Raw genomic sequence first — 414 nt, forward strand, 5'->3', positions numbered from 1 at the left:
ATGGACACCGCTATTCAAACCCTTCGTCAAAACAGAAAATATGTCTTAAATAGTGCTAAATTTGAATACTCTAATGGTCCCTTAGAAGGCATCAATCGCAAAATCAAAACCCTAAAACAAACTTGTTATGGTTTTGCTAATCAAAAATTTTTCTTTTTAAGAATTGATTGTATTTTTTCATAAAAAAAATACCCCCTACATTTTCGTAGGAAGTATTTTTAGTCAACCATACCAGTTGACAGATACCCAAAACTTCCCACTTATCTGTAGGAAGTTTTTTATTTATCATTAATTATACGGTCCGTACGAGACTCGAACTCGTGATCTCATCCGTGACAGGGATGCGTCCTAAACCAACTAGACCAACGGACCAAAATTGCGGGGGCTGGATTTGAACCAACGACCTCCGGGTTA

1 protein-coding gene and 1 tRNA gene are annotated in these 414 nt (G+C 37.0%); one reads left to right on the forward strand and one right to left on the reverse strand.

Features of this window, described 5'->3' with window-relative positions; genetic code table 11:
- Positions 1-183 (forward strand): transposase (locus LMB57_RS00410; protein WP_229278023.1); only part of this gene is annotated, 183 nt, incomplete at its 5' end.
- Between the two features lie 114 nt (positions 184-297).
- Here LMB57_RS00410 and LMB57_RS00415 read toward each other — a convergent pair.
- A tRNA-Asp gene (locus LMB57_RS00415) sits at positions 298-372 on the reverse strand.
- Positions 373-414 lie beyond the last annotated feature (42 nt).

The sequence above is a fragment of the Limosilactobacillus secundus genome (genome assembly GCF_020784695.1).
Classification (GTDB): Bacteria; Bacillota; Bacilli; order Lactobacillales; family Lactobacillaceae; genus Limosilactobacillus; species Limosilactobacillus reuteri_F.